The organism is Methylobacterium sp. WL6 (assembly GCF_008040095.1).
Classification (GTDB): domain Bacteria; phylum Pseudomonadota; class Alphaproteobacteria; order Rhizobiales; family Beijerinckiaceae; genus Methylobacterium.
Genome location: NZ_VRVH01000004.1, coordinates 43,157 through 59,573, shown reverse-complemented (window position 1 = coordinate 59,573; position 16,417 = coordinate 43,157). Strand labels below are relative to the sequence as shown.

The following is a 16,417-nucleotide window of genomic DNA, read 5'->3' as shown; positions in this document are numbered from 1 at the left end:
GGCGTGAACGGCGGCGGGGGAGGCCGGGCGGCCCGTGCTCGGCTTGGACCCGAGCCCGGCGGCCTTAGCCTTCATCGCGGCGAACCGGTCGCGTAGGGACGGCTTGGGATCGGTGCTCAGGCGACGGTTCAAGAGATTGCGCATGTCAGCCTCCCTTCAAGCGATCGGCAGGAAGCCGTAGGCGAGTACGCCCCCGGCAATGATGGTGAAGGCGGCCAGCAGCTCGGCGCCGGCATCCATGAAGCGCTGGGCGCGGACGAAGGCAGTGTCGGGCCGGACCGCGGCTACGGCCTCCCAGGGGGCGCACTCACCGGGCAGGGCTTCGTTCCGCGGGACAATCGCAGCGGACTGGTCGTAGCGATCCACGCCAGGCAGCAGCCGGGCAGGGGCTGGCGGAAGGCGGCCGGACGGGAAAGCCCGCGGGATCGTCGTCGGGGGCAGGGCCGTGCCGAGGAACAGCGTCAGGTCGGCGACGCGAGCCTGGGCGATGCCGTAGCCGGGCTGGTGGCCGGCGGAGAACGCGGCTTCCTCCCCAAGCCACCAACGCAGGTGGGACAGCAGGGCCATGGCGCCGAACCGGGAGGTGCAAGCTGTCGCCACCAGGGCGTCCGTAGCGGCGTCGTAGTCGTCGTTGGCAACGACTGACGCCTTGCCCTCAGGGGCGATCTGATAGGCGTCGTAGGCCGCGCGATGGCGCTGGATCGCGGCGTGGATCGGGTCGGGGGCGGTGTCGAAAACGAGGATATGGGCGTGCGTCATCGGTCGGGCTCCAGAGGGCTCGTGAGGGCAGGCAGGAGAGGCGAGGGGAGAGGAGCCGGCGGCTAGGTTGGCCGGGGCGGCAGCGCGGCACCCGGCCGTGCGAACACCTTGCGGAGCCGACGACGGGCGGCACGTCGAGCACCAGAGGTCCCGGCCCGCTCGCCGCGCGCGGCGTGGTAGGCGGCCAGCGCCGCGGCGGTCTCGGGTGTGGTCGGCGTCAGGGCGTAGAGGTCGAGGCGGGCCGTCTGACGCACGCGGGCCAGCGAGGCGCGGTAGGCGGCCCATCCGGCCGGCATCAGGAGACCAGCGCTGGCCCGGTCGGCCGCGACACGCCCCGAGGCGAGATAGGCAGCGTCGGCAGCCTCGGCCCAACGGATCGCCGGCAGCACGCCGTCAGAGGCGGCGGCAGGCACCCGCGAGGCGACGACGACGAGGAAGGCGCCGAGGACAGTGCGGCGGGACAGGCGGCCCGAAGCCGTGGAGAGCATCGCCATGGCTACGCCTCGTCCTCGGGTGGGAACATCGCGTCCCACTCCGCGCGGGTGATCCCGGTCTTGATGAACTCGCGGTCCCAGGGCGGAAGGTGACGGAAGACCCGCTGTATGGGCTCGCCACCCATCCAGGCCGCGAGCTGTTCGCAGGTGACGGGGAGGTCCAGCGTGTTGGTCTCGCCCGAGACTTTGGATTGGCGCGTGATCCGCATCAGCGAGCCTCGTTCAGTTCGGCGGCCACGAGGCGCCAGCGGCGGGCTAGGCCGAGCGCCCAGGCATGGGCTTCGCGCTGGTCGGTCTCGCCGGCCGCGATCCGGTGGCGGTAGGAGGCCGCGAGGCGGAGGCAGATCGCGTGATCCTGCTGAGCGTGCAGCAGGCGGACAGCGGGGGAGCGGATGAGATCGGAGGCCATCGGTCCGGCCTCTCAGTGCGCGCGGTAGACGCGGGAGGACTTGGCGGCGGCCCAGGCGCCCTTGAGCGCGAAGGACATGCACACGCCCCAGGCGTCGCCGGTCACTTCCATGCGGGCCTGAGCAGCGCGGGTCGCAGCGCGCATGATGGCGGAGCGGTCGAACGTGCCGTCACGGCGGGTCAGCGGGGCAACGGTGCGGGCGAAGTGCTTGGCGCTCTCGGTGCACACGTTCACGGCGGCCTTGGCGCGGGTGAAGACGCGGCGGGCGTCGGCGGTCAGGCGCGGGTCGGGCGTGCGAGCGATGTGCGAGTGGGGGATGAGATTGGCGTAGCGCATCGGGGCGGCCTTGCGGTTCGTCTGATTTCAGTTATATAATCTGATACCAGATCCGCAGCAAGCTGTTTTTTATGATTTACGACGAAAAAGCTATTTCTGGGGCTCAGTGCCGAGCCGCACGGGCGCTACTGGATTGGACGCGCGAAGACCTCGCCCGCGAGAGCAAGGTGTCTCGGGCGACGATTGCGGATTTCGAGACAGGGAAGCGTCCGGCTCGGGAGCGAACGACCGACGACCTACGGCAGGCCCTTGAGGCCGGTGGGATCGACTTCACGCCGGAGAACGGCGGAGGGGCCGGGGTTCGGTTCCGGCATCGGAATGCGCCGTGATCATTTCCGACGACGATACAGACCCCGCCGAGATCGAACGGCAGGTGCGCGCGGCGCTCGCAGCGGAGCGGGTGGCTGATCGTCAAGGCGCCAGTGCCTTTGCCGCTTCATGCCGAGTCGGTGACGTGGATGCGATGCTGCGCGCGGCCGACTTTCTGAACGACAGAACGATTGATGGGTGGCGCCTAGCAATGTGCCGTGTGGGGCGCCTGTCGGCCGTCAGTCCAGAGATCCGCGCCGCATTCCTTGGCATCTGGATCGAGTCGAAGCACATGCCTTTGCAGGTCGGGCATAGGCCAACCATGGCACGGGCGCTCCACGTCCTGATGCCCTCGATCGTGCTGGCCGAGCCTCTCCGCCTGTTCCGCGGAACGTCCGCAAATGAGCGCAGCCGCCGCCTCTACGGCTTCTCATGGTCAACGCAGCGCAACATCGCAGAGAGGTTCGCCGAGCAGGCCAGACTTGGATCAGGAGGCGCCGTGCTGCTCGAAACCCTAGCGCCGATCGGGTCCGTGCACCTGCGCCGCGAGCATGAGGGCTACTACGATGAGGGCGAGGTTGTCGTGAATCCATACGCCTTGGAGCGTATCGAGGTTGTGGCACGCTTCGCTAAGGCCGAGACACCGAGCAGCCTAAGCCGCCGTTGACTTGGTAGCACGCCTCCCCCGACATGAACTGGTCGCCACAGGGGACGGTCATGCAGAAGACGATTGCAGAGCTTGTTCTGGATCAGCAAGGCAAGGATTTCGCTGCCGCTTTCGATGCCTTGAACGATGCGGCAACCTTCGCGGAGCGCCAGACCAAGGCGAAAGACCGGAACGTCGCCGCTGAGGCCCGCGAGCGGCGTGCCGATCTCGGGCGCGTCCTGTTCTGGTTCCATCATACCGCACGCGCTGACGGCACGAAGGCGGCGGAATGGAATGCCCTCAAGGTTCTGGCGCAGGACTTCGTGGACCGGGGCATCATGAAGCCCGAGGCCATGAACCGGTTCTCAGCGTGATCGTCTTCACGGTCTTCCGCTGCCCAAGGGCGAGGCCGAGACGGTGACGCGGCAGGTGGTGCCCCTTCCGGCCGCGCGCCTGCTCACCAGGGCGCAGGCAGCATCGTACTGTGGCCTGTCCACGATCGTGTTCCAGCGCGAGTGCGACGTTTGCCCGATCCGCTTCGGCGCCAATACCGTGCAGCGGTACGATCGCCGTGACTTGGACCACTGGATTGACCGCCTGAAGGGGGAGCCCGACGCTCCTTCGTTCGACCAGTGGCTGGACGCCCTGGATACCCGCGTTCCGCCTGATCGGCCGATGCGTGAGCGCGAACCTCACTAAGGGCGTCCGCCATCCCTGGCTGAGGCTTTTGCGCGCCGTGTCCGCTCAGCTTTAGCGAACCGCTCGCCCATGCTGTCGGCCTTCCGAGCCTCTACGAACCGCTCTCCCCAATCCGTGCGAGGTGCGGGCTCAGCAGCGGGCCGTCCGGGCTGCACCTCGGGGTAGAGATCGGGCCGCTGGTGCATCCGCCACCGGTCGATCGCCTCGATGTCGTACAGGCCCGTCGTCTCGTCGGGGGTAGGGAAGCCGCGGGCATAGAGGCGTCGCCGGCACTCCGCGAACTGATCCGGTGTGAGCCCCATACGACGCGCAGCCTTGTCAGCCGGGACATAGGCCGGGTCGATCCTAAACCGTATGGGCGGGGATGCCGGAGCCTTCCTCATGACGCCGCGGCCTCGCCGCGCCTACGCTTCGCGTACCCATCCAAAACTGCCTGAGCACGGGCGGGGCCTTCGACCTGGCGCCTCGCCTGGGTGACTTCGCGCTCCATCCGATCCAGCAGCGGCAGGTAGACCGTGCCGGATCGGACGATGATGCGGGCAATCAGTTCGTGCGCCCGCTCAATCTCCGGCAGGGTGTAGGGATGGCCGTAGCCGAGGCTGTCCGGCATCATTCGTGACTTCTGGCCCAAGCTCAGATCGGGCGATCGGACCTGCTTCATCATCAGGGCTCAAGGGGTTGGATCATGGATCTTGGCGAGGTTGCCCCAACAGCCGACGCTCTCCTGTCCCTGGAGGCGGACGAACTCGGATTGCGCATGCTCCCGGTGCTCGTTCGGCCCCATCCGCATGGAGGGCACCTCTCCCTGAAGGAGTTGCTGGACGCCAACATCTATCAGGTCACCAGCATCAACGCCGGCACGCGAGCCGGAGGCCCGTACCCGGCTGAGCGGCATGCGGAGGTGCGCCAAGCCATTATCGAAGCCTGGGCCTGGCTGGAGGGCCAGGGCCTGCTGATCCCGGCCCTTGGCCCCTACAACGACCCGAACATGAGCGTCCGGCTTATGAGCCGACGCGGACGGCAACTCGCCGAAGACCCCCAACGTGCCTTGAGCGCGCGGCTCCTCCCAAAGGAGGTCCTCCATCCTTCAATCCGGGAGGATGTCTGGGGCCTTTACCATCGCGGAAAATACGACGCGGCGGTGTTCGAGGCGATGAAGGCCGTCGAGATCGCAGTGCGTCAGGCAGCTAACCCGAAGCCTACGGACATCGGCGTCGATCTGATGCGCAGGGCCTTCAACCCGGAGGGCGGTCCCCTGACCGACAAGAGTGCTCCTGCCGCAGAACAGCACGCCCGATCCGCCCTCTTTGCGGGGGCCATGGGCAGCTACAAGAACCCGCAGTCGCACCGGAAAGTGGATCTGGACAACCCGGACGAGACCGCCGAGATCATCATGCTCGCCTGCCACCTGCTGCGCATCGTGACCGACCGCAACAGCGTGTTCAGTTGAGCCGATGCCTCGACGGCCGGAATCCCTCCCCAACTGGCCGCGGCTCATGCGCCGATCGCAGGCGGCGGCCTATTGCAGCCTGTCTCTGCTGGCGTTCACTCGGGTCTGCGGCGCCCAAGCGATCGACCTCGGCCATGGCGTCATCCGATGGGACCGCCACGAGATCGATGAGTGGATCGACACTCTGCGGCATGGGCCGAGCCGGCTCCCCACCGACGACGAGATCCTTGCGCTGCTGGATTGACGACGCCAGCGAACTTCCCCGCCGACCTATCACCAGATCGGACGGCGGGGCCGGTGCCCGCTGTGATTACTCCTCGTCAAAAGCTTCGAGAAACGCTTCAACGACCCTGTTCCAACGCTGGTAGTTGTCTTCAAGGTCGGACAGCATCTGTCGTACCGAAGGCCGGTGAATCCCCCTGATCGTCGCCTTGATCGCCTCATCGAAGTACGGGTGATTCAACAGATCGCCTCGGTAGTAGTCGGTGAAGTAGCGGAGCATGCTCCCTACCTCGTCGTCCTCTGCTGTTGCGGGATCGACGAGGCCCGGATCGCGGTACGGCACACCCATGACGATCGAACGGATCGCAGCATGCGTCGGCATGAACGGACCGCCGTTCTCGCTGGACGTTACCGCCCCCGTGTTGACATCATGCATGATGACTGTCGGGACGCCGCCTTGCCGGCGCATTTCTTGAAGAATCGCGGCCAGTTGCGGATTGTTCTCGGCTTCGCGCGCGATTGCTGAAAGCAATTTAGAGTGCATGGAAAATTCTCTAAGAATTGGTTGGATACAAAGCGCCTAACAGCGCAGAATTAGCGGATGCCGGCTCTACAAAAGCCGGGTCTATAATTATCTCGGGTGTTTACTCATCCCCAAAGATCGTCTTCCTTGGCCTCACGGGTTGCGGCGATGGCCTCGGCATTGACTGCGAGATAGGCTTCGGCCCCCGCCCGATCAGAAAAGATCAGCGCCTCCCCGCACTCGCCACGCTCGTCATTGCAGCAGCAGGACCATTCGTTCTCCCAGGTGCAGCCGCAATCCTCGCACTCGTACTGACTCCGGTACCAGGCCATGCTCAGGCCCTCCCGATCTGTTCGGCGATCTTGGCGTGCAGCCAGTGCTTCCGCCCATCGTCCCCGTAGGACGTGTGAGTGACCTGGCCGGAAGCGAAGTCGGCCGCGAGTTGCACCCACGGGCAATCGGTATCGGTCGGGTCGAGCGATGCCCTGGCGGCGACCAGGGCGGCCCACAGGTCGGTGCCTTTGATTTCGGCCTCGACCTCCAGGGTGCTGAGCCACAGAGGGACATTGCGCACGTCCTTCAGGGCGCCCAGCACCTGCACGGCGTCCGAGAGGGCTGAAAAGATGAAGACCGACCGCATGGCAGGCTGATCGGGAAGACCGACATGGATGCGATGATCCCCGGCATCCTCAGCATCCTCGATCGTGGCAAGCATGATCTCATCGCCCCACGTACTGCATGCCTCCAATGTGTAGTACGTCGCACTCCGGACTGCGGCGTCCTGCGCCGGAGTGAGGGAATTGAAGATGTTGTGGAATCTGTTTGGACTATGTGACGGAATTAATTGATTCATGGCATCACCAATGTTTGCACCAGTGCGGCGTTGGAACCGGTAATAGCCAATCGTTTTTCATTCCGTCCATAATTATTTGTGATTCATCTCGGCAATATCGATGATTCGTCCGATAAATATTTACATGAGATTCAGAGAGATTATCGAGGCGAGCGCAGGCGGAATCCGCAAGCCTCTGACGCCCGAGCAGCTTGCCAAGCGCAACGACCGCATGCGGAAGACCCAGCAGAAGATCAGAGACGTGCAAGCGAGGTCGGCTGCGCGGGTGCAGTCCCTAAAAGCCGACCTGCCCTGATTATCGCCGGCCCAGCATCGCGCTCGCTTCGGTTTCGCCGGCTCCCTCAGTAATATTCTACATAGGAAGTATGATAGACGAGTACACAAATGGCATTGCATCATCTTCGTAACCATTAGTGCAAACCTCATCCACTATGTATGTGGAATCGTATGACGATCCTATCCCAAAGCGTAGAAACTCAAAGGCATTCCGTCGATGAGCGATCATCGAATAATAGGCTGCCTGCCATGAGATCGGCCACGGCTCGCGGATGGTGCCGACCGTCGTCGTGCACGTGTGCTTGTTCGCGTAGGAGACGATATCCGCGACGTTGTGCTCGACGGTCCGAGACTGATCCAACGGCCTGACATCGACCTGACCAGCGAGCGGCCATTGGCGCCTGAAGGCGTCTCCGATCTCGGTGGCATTCAGGCCGCCGACGTAGACGATGCCGTGATAGGTCGCGAGCCACGTCGGCTCGGGCTGGTCGAGCGCAATGGGTGCGATCTGAGGCAGGAGAGAGCGCCGGCTCGATCCGAGTAGCGGGATCTGATCGCCACCAACGGCATCGACCTCGATCCACGCGCGCAGCGCCACGTTGCTCCACCGCTCCGGATCGGCCCGGCGCTCCGCGTCGATGCGGTTGCGGTTGTGCCGCGGTAGGCCGGCGATGGTCTCACCGAGTCTGTTGATGTCTGTGTCCCCGCTCGCCACGATCGATGCGAACGCGAGGTCGGCGTTGTTGAGGCCATCGACCCAGGCGACGGCGGCGCGCTGCTGCTGCTGGATGTAGGTGCGGCGGCAACGCCAACAGGCTGGGCATCGGCATCGGTATCGACCGCCCCAATCCACGCCGCAGGCAGCAAGCTCCGCCGCGAGCGCGTGCGCGGCCGGATCGGTGTTTCGCAGCAACTCCGCCTTCAGGCGGGACAGGCGGTCTCGTTCGGTATGGCGGTGCATCGGTCTCCCTGGCGACTGCATGATCGCCAGAGGCTACAGAGCCGAGCAGAGCGCCGTCATTATTTACGAACGAGATGCCGTTGACGCGCTGGTAACTGATCGAGGGCACCTTGCCTGCAAGCCGGGCTCAGGACCGGTTCGCTGGTGAGATGGACGACGCACCCGTCACCCCGTGATCAGATCGGGGGACGGGCCTGCCTCCGATCGGAGTTCAGCCGATCAGGACCGCGGCACCCGTAGGACGTGCCCGTAGATCGCGGCACCCGTCAGCACGAACGCAATCCCGAGCATCGTCGTAACCGGCTCGGGTTGGAAGCCCGTGAAAGCCGAGTGCAGCAGACCGCCGCCGGCTGACGCCATCATGACCGAGAGCACCCATAGCGCTGCTCTCTCAATCCGACGCCACATCGCCAGCCTCACCGTTGACTTAGCCGTACCTGCCGGCCGACATGCCATGTCCGGCCTGTGCGCGCCCTATGGCGAGTCGTGAGCCGGCATCAGGAGATCGAAGCCGCGAGATAGACCCTGAAAAGCCAACAGGCCCCCGTCGCCAAACGGGAGCCTGCTGAAAACCTGGGGCTGTGAGGCCCGCAATCGAATGCCCCTCACAAGCCACATGATTCCCTCGGGAGTCAAGACGGAACGTGTTTCCGTCAACGGGAAGGCTTTGCCTGGACCCTAGCCGCGGCCCGTGAGGGACCGTGACCGATGAACTACGCCTATGAGATCCGCCGACAGGTGGAGGCGGCCCCGCGCGCCGCGTTGCCGGCCGTCGCGTCCGCGCTGTGGAAGGCGTTCGGAGAGGGACACCTGTCCGAGGCTGAGGCCGAGGCGCTGGCCGGGCTGGTCGAGGCGCGGCAACTGTCAGGAACCGAACGATCTGCCGAACAGGTCGAGAACCGCACAGGAAGCCCCAGGAGCCGCGCCGGCACTCGACCGCGCACGGATGCCTCGATGGAGCGTCGTCGCCGCTGGGCGGCCTCTGGGCGGCTTCCTCCGGGTCTCGCGGCACGGTTCACGCTGGCCGAACAGGCGGTGCTCTCGCTCGTCGCTACCGAGACCGCCCGGCGTGGCGATTGCCGGCTCGCGGTCGGACATCTCGCGGCAATCGTCGGCGTGGCCGAAACCACCGTGCGCAACGCCATCCGCGAGGCCCGCAAGCTCGGGCTGGTCACGGTCGAGGAACGGCGCGTGACCGGCTTCCGCAACGACACCAACGTGGTCCGGGTCGTCTCGGCCGAGTGGACAGCCTGGCTGCGCCTGGCGCGCCGTTCCCCCATTCCGGGGAGCGGGCTTTCGCTCACTCCTAAGCAAAAGGGGACAGGGTGCAAATCAGCGAAGCGCACGCATACTGATGTTCCATACCTTGTGAATTCAGGGCTTCGGAAACCTAAAAAGGGCTGCCGACAAGCGGCGGGCGACCTCACCGACAAGGCTCGATCTGGAATCCCTGCGGCGGGTAGAACCAGCCGAGCCATGCGGTAGCAGCACACAGCCGTCCGCCATGCCGAACGCGATGATCCTGAGATGCAGATGAGCGACGACACGATGGCTCTGGTCCTGGCGCTCGCGACCGAGAACGCGGAACTGTGCGCAGCGCTGGCCGAGGCACAGGAACTCCTGATCGAGACCGCCGTCGATGCTGGCGAGATGCATGCCCGCTTTGAGGACCTGCATGCTCAACTGGTCAAGGCGCAGACCGAGCGTGACAGATGGCGGGCAAGATCGGAACGGCGTGCCGTTGCCAGCTAGTGTCTCGACGAGCCGGACAGGCCCTGGATCTCAGGCCCATGTCGTGCAATCGGAGCTTCGTAAAAGCGGAAGGCGGGCTGCGTGCCAACCAACAGCGAATATCAAGCTGCTCGGGATCTTGCCCGCGAACTGGTTCAGCTTGACCTTCGCACGCCTGGCCTGCGTTTGACCGGGATTGGCTCAGACGCAATCAAGGCCACTTTGAGATGGGAGCGCCCACCCCGTCTCGTGTCCTGGGACTGGTTCAAGGTGATTAAGCGGAGACACGGCGGCTACCTCGAACTTGCCGTTTGGCACGACGAAACTCTGTGTGGACTTGCCTATGGACCTGCCGGTGACCGCTGGCTCTCGATCGAACGCCTTGAAGGCAATCCGTATCCACACCCGCTCAAAGGTCGGGTGACGGATATCGCGATTGCCGTCATGCAGACACAGGCCGTAGCAATGGACCTCCCACAGACGCGGATTTCCGATCCATTCGAGGAGCTTATCCCCCATTATCGGCGACGCGGTTATGTGAATTTGGTGAAGTCGGTCGATTCACGGTATCTAACTAAGGGTAGAGGTGCACCGTGAGTACAAGACTGCCTTCTTCCTATCCGGCCAAGGGTGCTCTCCGCACGGTGAGTTCGCGGAAAACCCGTGTGTACTCGGCATCGTGGTCAGTGCCCAGAGACTCATCATCTGTGCAACGGATTACGTCAATTGAGCTTGGTCGTACGATCCGAAAATCCGATATTGCAACTGGAAAGTCTGTATGCACGTTTGACGCCGGTACTATTCGTAGGCACAAGCAGTGGACTAGCAAGGTAAAGGTTGCGGTCAAAGCGGCGAGACTCAAAGCCGCTATGGATCAACCATCATCTGATTTTACTGCTCAAGCCCGTGCTCGGCTCTCTGCTTTACCTGTCGGATTTACGGATTGGACGAAAGACGTACCCGCGTTACCTGCCGATCTGCCTGAGGTAATTGGTCCACGCGACTAGCTTAGGACGAAGGGATCTCTCCCTGCCCGCCTAAGCGACCATAGTTGCCTTGTACCTCCCCCACCACCATCCTGCTGTGATGCCTTCTGCCATCACCCTCGACCACATCGCTGTCCTAGACCCTTACGCTTATCCGCCGCGGGGCCTCGATCTCGCTGCTGCTGCTCGATACCTCGGGCTCACCCCAACCGCCTTCAGGGCCCTCGTGGAGAACGAGAAGCTGCCCTGTCCTCGCCGGCTCGGCGAAGCTGCTGTCTGGGATCGGATGGCGCTCGACACGGCGTTCGAGGCTGCCCCCGTCGAGCAGGAGCTTGTGCCACCGGCTCATCAGGGGCCGGGACCGAAAGATGCAGGGAAGCGGAGGGCTCCGCCCCTGATGTCGAAGGAATGGCCCGGCTACCACAACGTTTACACGCCGGAGACCCTGGCTGATCGGTGGCAGTGCAGCGCCAACCACATTCGCGTGCTGATCAAGCGGGGCGACCTGGCAGGGAGCATGCTCGGTGGGCGGCTGCTCCGCATCTCAGCCGCGGTCGTGGCCGCCTTCGAGGACAGCGACACAGGCAAGGCTCGTGGAAAAAGCGGCAGACGGTAGGACTGCGCAGGTGCTGAAGCTGGCACTCTCGGCGCCTTGCAATCAATCAGATCCGGCCTGTTTCAGAATACATTGTTTCTTCTAAGCTAATTCATTTTGACATAGCGTATTATATAATTTGCTTCCTCGTAGATACCAATCAGCTTTTTATCGCTTGTCAAAATCCCATCAAAATAAGTCGCGTATGATGCAAAATTCACATCAACCATATCGTTTCTTATTCGCTCTGATTTAGCCCCAACCTGTCTTCCACCTTCAATCCAACGCAATACTAGTAGGAAAGCACATAGTGAAAACCTGAAGATGAACGTATTTGCTACATCATATTGTCGCGGAAGTCTTAGGCCGTGCGGGTGACTTCTGAATAGATTTGCTGTCATGATAAAAGTTGATTGGATTATTTTTCTGATTATCTCGCGATTATAAGGTTCGTTCTTTCTAATGATTGCAATCTCGGATTCAGTAAAAACCTCCTTAACGATATCGTGAAACGTGGCTGGGAGACCGACGGCATCATCTAACATCTTGTCCAAATGTTCGGAAGCAACACGGCTATGCTCTGCCATAGACGGATCGTATCTCTTGCTTCCGTTACGGATTTCTTCGAGTTTGGAACAAAAATCTTTAAATTCTTGGATAGCTTTACTTGAAACCATGCGCCGTACAAGACCGGAGCTACGACCACTTAAAGCCCCTATTGCTGTTGTTCCTTTTAGAACGAGAACTTGATTTGGGTACCTTGAAATTATATCCATAGATTTAGGAACTGAAACGGCATAGTTACCTTTATAGGCTTCCATGCAAGCATAGTCGGTTATAACAGCAATATTCTTGTTTGAGTCTTTCAAGTATTCCCTCAGGCGTTCGTCCTGAAGGAAATTGCTGTCAATCACTTTTTGCATGTTTCATCGTAACACTCAGCCTTGCCCTTGGCACTCCCGCGTGTTCTGCAATCGCGTAAGCAGGATGACTGACTGGCCTCCACAAGGAGACGCGAGCATGACCCCGACAGAGGCATTCCTATCCTACTCCGAGAAGCGGATTGCCGATCTCCGTCAGGGAATCGATCTGATGGAGGCCAAGACGATGCGGACCTATGACGGCCAGTCCGATACGACAGCCGAGTCACTGGCTGGCTACCGTCGAGACCTCGCGGAACTACTCGCACTCCGAAGCCAGTTCGAAGCTGGGAATGTGATCTGACATTGCCGCACAAGCGGCAACGGGCCATGTTGCCCTGATGCAGCCCGCCTTGACGGTCACGCACCTGTTCCCGCCGATCGCTGCGGCGACCATCGTCAATGCCATCCTGTTCGCCCTGATGTGGCGAGGGCATCAGGCGGAGCGCGCAAAGGGGAAAGACCCGTGGTGGCTCGGACTCGGGCTGGCTGGCTACTGCCTGTGCGCCGCTGCTTTTGCCTATGCTCAAGGTCAAGCCCCGGCACGTGGCTACCTGACTCTGTTCGGGGCTGCTCTGTTCGGCGAAGCGTTCGGCGTCGTCGTCACCTTCGTACTGGTCCAGGCATTCGTGGTGATGCGTGGCAGGCCATGGCGAGAACGTGCATTCCCGGCAATCGCCTCCGTCGCCTTCACCCTGGCCCTGTTCATCGGTTTCTTCACTGGCCGCTGACGGCTCAATATGCCTCGGCGGCTTCAAGGCCGGCACCTGCGCCGAGACGACCAAGGGGTAGGGCAACGGGTGGAGGCGTCATCCGCGGCGCGCCACTCTCGAACGATCGCCGCGCCTTCGCGGCACCGATGCCGCCGACGAGCGCGCGTTGCCCGACCTTGGCGCCATAGGTGCCCGCCGCCGCCGGCAGACCACCGACCTTGAACGCGACCATGCCCGCGAGCACGTCAAGAGCCTTCGCCGCCACGCCGGCCGTGCGCTCGCCGCCAGGCCGCATCGAGCCATCCGGCAGGATCGTCGCCCGCAATGCGCCCGAGAACCGACGCACCTGCGCAAGCTCCTCAGGGCTGAACAGTTCGCGAGCGACACCGGCCCCCGGCCCGTTGGTGAAGGCGCCAAGGCGTTCGACCGTCTTCGCCGCACTCAGGGATGGGTCCGTGAGCTTCTGGACGGCGGCCTGCCGCAGCATCGACCACTCGGCGCTGTCCGCCCCGAGGAACGCCTTCGCCGCCCGCGCCTCGTTCATGGCGCCGACCTTCGCCCCCGGTACGCCGGAGCCGAACAGGCTGGACGCAATGCGGGTGGGATCAAACCCGGACCGTTCGAGGTCCGCGACCCAGGCAGGTGCCGCCGTGTGCGCCGCCTCGGTCTGACTGATCGCGGCACGTAGCTGCCCGAGCCCGCGGCGCTGCTCGTCCGAGAGGAACTGCGTCGCGATGGTTCGACCCTCACCGCGCAGCAGGTAATCGAGCCGGCCGGCGAGATCGCGTCCGTCGCCGCTGATGTAGCGGGCGACGATCGAGTTCTGGACCGCTCCCCATGCTTCGCTGTCCGTACCAACGGCAGAGCGGAGGCGCGTCAGAGTCTGGATCTGCCCCGACGAGACCCGTCCCGTTGTCGTCCCGAACAGAGCCGTGACGACATCGTTCGGCGAGGCGTCCCGCTCCACAATCTTCTGCAACCGCTGCCCGGCGACATCGCCAGGACCACGTGGGGCGAACGCCTGCTTATGCGCTCGGAACAGGCCACGCGCGTTCCGCATCGCCTCGGCCGGCGCCGTATCGCCGGCAGGGAAGCCGGCCACATCCGGTGCCCGGACGCTCGCAGCCTCGCCCACCTCAGGGAACGGCGCATCGTGAGGCGTCGAGGATCGAGCCCCGAAATCATCGTCGGCGGTGGTAACACCGCGGCGAGCCACGGCCTGCTCATAAGCAGTCGCGGCGTCATCAGCATGCCCGAGCACCATCCGCTCGGCTGCCTCATGCAGCGCGCCCCCGTCGAGATCGCGCGAGCGCAGCCCCATGCCGTCGAACTCGATAGCCATGCGCCGGGCCTGACCCGAGACCGCATCGGCGTGCGCAGCATTGTCCTCGGCGATGCGGCCAGCTTCACGACTGCCGCCGACCCGAGCCTCGTCCTCGATGCGGTAGTGCGGCTGCCCGATCCGCTCAGCACGCAGCGCATCCATGATCCGGTTCGAGGCTTCCTGGGCCGCCTCGCCGTCCGCAGCCGGCGGCAGATACCCGGCCTCGGTCAGCTTCACCCGCCACTGGTCGAGAGGGATTCCGTCACGACGGCCCAAGGTGCCGGCGCCGGGATAGTAGGCGCGGTGCAGGTCCAGGGCTCGGGCATCGCCCGTCATTTGCACGCCGCCGTTCCGAGCCATGAACCGACCCATGGTCTCGGGCGAGCCCGCCGGCCCCGCCGGCATCGTGATCGCGTCGGCCGGGGCGTCCAGGGCGCGGATCGCGGCCGAGCCGGGGAAGTCGTCGGCCCCAGCATCGGCACCGTTTGCCGTGCGCTGGCCGAACTGCCCAAGATCCATGGCGTCGGTCACGTGGTCATCGAATTCGCGCAGGATGCGATCCATCGCCCGGCGGTCGGTCGGGTTCTGCGCCGTCGCGCCGCGATAGGCGACGAGGCGCTTCCGAAGCTGGTCCACCTGCTGAAGGTTCGGTCCGGCGCCCGGTTCGAGGTTGAACAGTCCCGGCACCGCATCGAGGTCGGCAATCGCCCGCGTCGCCGAGGGCGTCAGCACATCGTCAATCGGCACGTCGGCCCCGAGGCGAGCGCGCATCCGCGTTCCCATCCGGTCGAGGGCGCCGGGCGTGAACTCGCCGGGTATCTGCGCGACCTCATCATAGGCAGCGCGATAGGCGCCACGGCTGCGCTCCGCCGCGTCACGCACGCCCTGGATGGCAGCGGTCGCCCCGTCGAGGGCATCGCCCTGTCCACGACGACGGACGGCCTGTAGCGCCTCGTCCTGCGCCCGCTGCGCCGCCGCAACGCGTCGAGCAGCATCGCCACCGGCCATGCGCGCCCGGTCGGCCGCCGCTTCGAAGGCGGTCTGTGGGTTGTCGATCAAGGGCTCGCCGCGCGCCGCCATGCCCTGAAGCCGACCGCGAGCAGCATCGACCTCGCCGGCCTGCCGCGTCGCAAATTCCTGTCCGATGTTCTCGGCACGAGGACCACGCGAGCCGGCCAGCGCCCCGCGTTCGAGATCGACGGATCGCGGATCAAGCGTCGCCTGCCCCCGCGAGAGCGTGATGCCCTGATCCGCAGCTACGGCCTCGCGCGCAGCGGCCGGCGACGGACCTTTGACCGTGAACGCCTGTTCGAGCCGGGCAGCCAGTTCCGGCGTGATGTCGGTCGGATCGATCCCAGCGCTCTGCATCGCCGCGCGGGCCTCGGCCGTGAGTTGCCCGGTCTGGTCTCGGAAGGGGACCGAAGCCTTGCGCAACGACCCCATGACGACCGGGGCCAGCTTTTCGAGGGCATAGCCACCGGAACCACCGAGACCGAAACCGATCACGCCGGCCCGAACTGCCTTGTCCGCATCTTTCGTGTCGAACGCCTCTGCCGCGAGGCCATAAGCGCCACCTGTAACTGCGGCCTGCCCCGCTCGTCGGGCTGCCGTCGCGGCCCCGCCCCAGGCCGGCAACGCAAGCGCGCCGCCGACGATTCCCCCGACCGTTCCAGCGAGCGCCGACTTCGGAGCCTGCCGGGCGAACGCTTCTTCCTGATCCTTCGCTAGGTCGTAGTTCTCCGAGAACGAGCGGTTGCCGTAGCCCGGCACGCCAACGGTACCGAGGCCGGTCGCGATGCCTGCCGCAGCATTCCGAGGCAGGTTCAGCGCCGCCGTGTTCCCCGCCCGATACAGGGCCGCGAGGAAGGGCGTCGAGCCGTCCGGCTTCCCGACTAGGGCCTCGTCGGCCTTCGCCCGCAGGGCTGCCCCCTCAGGCGTCGAGGTGTCGAGGTTGCTTGCCATCGGTCCGTTGCCGAACCGCTCATCGAACGACGGCCCCGCCTCCGGTTCCTGTCGCCGGCCGACCCGTATCTGTAGGGCGCCAGGATCACGCCCGGCCTCGCGTGGCGGCGGCGACCGCTGCGCCTTGAACGATGCGAACTCAGCCGGATCGAACCCATTCGAGACCGGCGCCGCGGCGCGAGCCGGTGGAGCCCCTTGGGACTTGAAGGCCGCGAACTCGGCCGGATCGAACTCGACACCCGCGGCCAT

The 16,417-nt window shown here is 64.3% G+C and carries 24 protein-coding genes; 12 read left to right on the top strand and 12 right to left on the bottom strand.

The window, feature by feature from the left end; genetic code table 11:
• Positions 1-156: 156 nt before the first annotated feature.
• The 5 genes from FV230_RS01390 to FV230_RS01370 all read right to left on the bottom strand — a co-directional run bounded on the left by FV230_RS01390 (position 157) and on the right by FV230_RS01370 (position 1,998).
• Positions 157-759 carry a hypothetical protein gene (locus tag FV230_RS01390; protein ID WP_147840935.1) on the bottom strand — a complete coding sequence of 201 codons (603 nt, stop codon included), beginning with the start codon at positions 757-759 and terminating at the stop codon, positions 157-159.
• A gap of 62 nt (positions 760-821) precedes the next feature.
• On the bottom strand, positions 822-1,253 hold the full coding sequence (locus FV230_RS01385) for a penicillin-binding protein (protein WP_147840934.1): 432 nt from the start codon (positions 1,251-1,253) through the stop codon (positions 822-824).
• Between the two features lie 2 nt (positions 1,254-1,255).
• The gene (locus FV230_RS01380) at positions 1,256-1,462 is read right to left on the bottom strand and encodes a hypothetical protein (protein WP_147840933.1); all 207 of its coding nucleotides are present in this window, start codon (positions 1,460-1,462) and stop codon (positions 1,256-1,258) included.
• Entirely contained in the window at positions 1,462-1,662 is a 201-nt protein-coding gene (locus FV230_RS01375) for a hypothetical protein (protein WP_147840932.1), read from the bottom strand. The genes FV230_RS01380 and FV230_RS01375 overlap by 1 nt, the downstream gene beginning before the upstream one ends.
• 12 nt (positions 1,663-1,674) lie before the next feature.
• Complete coding sequence (locus FV230_RS01370) at positions 1,675-1,998, bottom strand: hypothetical protein (protein ID WP_147840931.1); 324 nt, start codon at positions 1,996-1,998, stop codon at positions 1,675-1,677.
• A 71-nt stretch (positions 1,999-2,069) separates the two neighbouring features.
• On the opposite strand from FV230_RS01370, the gene FV230_RS01365 reads away from it, so the two are divergent.
• Genes FV230_RS01365 through FV230_RS01350 form a run of 4 tightly spaced genes read left to right on the top strand, consistent with a single transcriptional unit; the run spans position 2,070 to position 3,652 of the window.
• On the top strand, positions 2,070-2,327 hold the full coding sequence (locus FV230_RS01365; RefSeq protein ID WP_147840930.1) for a helix-turn-helix transcriptional regulator: 258 nt from the start codon (positions 2,070-2,072) through the stop codon (positions 2,325-2,327).
• Positions 2,324-2,974 (top strand): hypothetical protein, encoded by a 651-nt coding sequence (locus FV230_RS01360; protein WP_147840929.1) that lies wholly within the window; start codon positions 2,324-2,326, stop codon positions 2,972-2,974. The genes FV230_RS01365 and FV230_RS01360 overlap by 4 nt, the downstream gene beginning before the upstream one ends.
• Positions 2,975-3,024: 50 nt before the next feature.
• Positions 3,025-3,327 (top strand): hypothetical protein, encoded by a 303-nt coding sequence (locus tag FV230_RS01355; protein ID WP_147840928.1) that lies wholly within the window; start codon positions 3,025-3,027, stop codon positions 3,325-3,327.
• Between the two features lie 43 nt (positions 3,328-3,370).
• On the top strand, positions 3,371-3,652 hold the full coding sequence (locus FV230_RS01350; protein ID WP_147840927.1) for a hypothetical protein: 282 nt from the start codon (positions 3,371-3,373) through the stop codon (positions 3,650-3,652).
• A 379-nt stretch (positions 3,653-4,031) separates the two neighbouring features.
• Here the strand turns inward: FV230_RS01350 and FV230_RS01340 are convergent, their stop codons facing one another.
• Entirely contained in the window at positions 4,032-4,316 is a 285-nt protein-coding gene (locus FV230_RS01340; RefSeq protein ID WP_147840926.1) for a hypothetical protein, read from the bottom strand.
• Between the two features lie 21 nt (positions 4,317-4,337).
• On the opposite strand from FV230_RS01340, the gene FV230_RS01335 reads away from it, so the two are divergent.
• Complete coding sequence (locus tag FV230_RS01335; RefSeq protein WP_147840925.1) at positions 4,338-5,102, top strand: TIGR02391 family protein; 765 nt, start codon at positions 4,338-4,340, stop codon at positions 5,100-5,102.
• Between the two features lie 46 nt (positions 5,103-5,148).
• Positions 5,149-5,346, top strand: coding sequence for a hypothetical protein (locus FV230_RS01330; RefSeq protein WP_147840924.1), 198 nt, complete (start codon positions 5,149-5,151; stop codon positions 5,344-5,346).
• 66 nt (positions 5,347-5,412) lie between these two features.
• Here the strand turns inward: FV230_RS01330 and FV230_RS01325 are convergent, their stop codons facing one another.
• The 4 genes from FV230_RS01325 to FV230_RS01310 all read right to left on the bottom strand — a co-directional run bounded on the left by FV230_RS01325 (position 5,413) and on the right by FV230_RS01310 (position 7,937).
• Entirely contained in the window at positions 5,413-5,868 is a 456-nt protein-coding gene (locus FV230_RS01325) for a hypothetical protein (protein ID WP_147840923.1), read from the bottom strand.
• A 104-nt stretch (positions 5,869-5,972) separates the two neighbouring features.
• Positions 5,973-6,179 carry a hypothetical protein gene (locus FV230_RS01320; protein WP_147840922.1) on the bottom strand — a complete coding sequence of 69 codons (207 nt, stop codon included), beginning with the start codon at positions 6,177-6,179 and terminating at the stop codon, positions 5,973-5,975.
• A gap of 2 nt (positions 6,180-6,181) precedes the next feature.
• A complete protein-coding gene (locus tag FV230_RS01315; protein ID WP_147840921.1) occupies positions 6,182-6,562 on the bottom strand; it encodes a hypothetical protein in 381 nt (126 codons plus the stop codon).
• A gap of 490 nt (positions 6,563-7,052) precedes the next feature.
• Positions 7,053-7,937, bottom strand: coding sequence for a hypothetical protein (locus tag FV230_RS01310; RefSeq protein ID WP_147840920.1), 885 nt, complete (start codon positions 7,935-7,937; stop codon positions 7,053-7,055).
• A 708-nt stretch (positions 7,938-8,645) separates the two neighbouring features.
• Between FV230_RS01310 and FV230_RS01305 the strand changes: the two genes are divergently transcribed.
• The 4 genes from FV230_RS01305 (at position 8,646) to FV230_RS29325 (ending at position 11,270) form a co-directional block, all read left to right on the top strand.
• Entirely contained in the window at positions 8,646-9,422 is a 777-nt protein-coding gene (locus tag FV230_RS01305) for a helix-turn-helix domain-containing protein (RefSeq protein ID WP_147840919.1), read from the top strand.
• Between the two features lie 48 nt (positions 9,423-9,470).
• Entirely contained in the window at positions 9,471-9,689 is a 219-nt protein-coding gene (locus FV230_RS01300; protein ID WP_147840918.1) for a hypothetical protein, read from the top strand.
• A gap of 81 nt (positions 9,690-9,770) precedes the next feature.
• The gene (locus tag FV230_RS01295) at positions 9,771-10,265 is read left to right on the top strand and encodes a hypothetical protein (protein WP_147840917.1); all 495 of its coding nucleotides are present in this window, start codon (positions 9,771-9,773) and stop codon (positions 10,263-10,265) included.
• A 675-nt stretch (positions 10,266-10,940) separates the two neighbouring features.
• Positions 10,941-11,270 (top strand): hypothetical protein, encoded by a 330-nt coding sequence (locus FV230_RS29325; protein ID WP_187275340.1) that lies wholly within the window; start codon positions 10,941-10,943, stop codon positions 11,268-11,270.
• 86 nt (positions 11,271-11,356) lie between these two features.
• Here FV230_RS29325 and FV230_RS01285 read toward each other — a convergent pair whose 3' ends face one another.
• The gene (locus FV230_RS01285; protein ID WP_147840916.1) at positions 11,357-12,172 is read right to left on the bottom strand and encodes a hypothetical protein; all 816 of its coding nucleotides are present in this window, start codon (positions 12,170-12,172) and stop codon (positions 11,357-11,359) included.
• A 97-nt stretch (positions 12,173-12,269) separates the two neighbouring features.
• Here FV230_RS01285 and FV230_RS01280 point away from each other — a divergent pair, with 97 nt between their 5' ends.
• Together FV230_RS01280 and FV230_RS01275 are read left to right on the top strand one after the other, a co-directional pair.
• Complete coding sequence (locus FV230_RS01280) at positions 12,270-12,473, top strand: hypothetical protein (RefSeq protein ID WP_147840915.1); 204 nt, start codon at positions 12,270-12,272, stop codon at positions 12,471-12,473.
• A 37-nt stretch (positions 12,474-12,510) separates the two neighbouring features.
• Positions 12,511-12,900 (top strand): hypothetical protein, encoded by a 390-nt coding sequence (locus FV230_RS01275; protein WP_147840914.1) that lies wholly within the window; start codon positions 12,511-12,513, stop codon positions 12,898-12,900.
• 4 nt (positions 12,901-12,904) lie between these two features.
• Here FV230_RS01275 and FV230_RS01270 read toward each other — a convergent pair whose 3' ends face one another.
• Entirely contained in the window at positions 12,905-16,417 is a 3,513-nt protein-coding gene (locus FV230_RS01270; protein ID WP_147840913.1) for a hypothetical protein, read from the bottom strand.